Below are 244 nucleotides of genomic sequence, written 5' to 3'. Positions count from 1 at the left end.
CAGCGTTTCAGAGTTTAGTTTCTTTATGTTGAAATCTCGAACAAAAATTGAATTTCCAAGACCACTCCTGAATGCAGCTGTATGAATCAAATCAATCACTTTTGCTTGAGGAGGCAATGATGCCAATTCAACTTTGATTCGAGAAATGTTGTCAGACAGCTCCCATGGCCTGAATTCTTGTCCAGTAATAGCCTTCTTCATAATATTAAGACCTTCATTTATATTGCTCGCAGAAGATTCAAGG

General features: G+C 37.7%; 1 protein-coding gene. It reads right to left on the bottom strand.

Annotation, left to right across the window (positions count from 1 at the left end):
* Positions 1-201 (bottom strand): hypothetical protein (locus tag L9G74_RS21750; protein WP_238898958.1); only part of this gene is annotated, 201 nt, incomplete at its 3' end.
* Positions 202-244 lie beyond the last annotated feature (43 nt).

Source organism: Shewanella electrica, assembly GCF_022321485.1.
Taxonomy (GTDB): Bacteria; Pseudomonadota; Gammaproteobacteria; order Enterobacterales; family Shewanellaceae; genus Shewanella; species Shewanella electrica.
The sequence above is the reverse complement of the archived record's forward strand: the minus strand, read 5'-3'. Positions and strand labels throughout refer to the sequence as shown.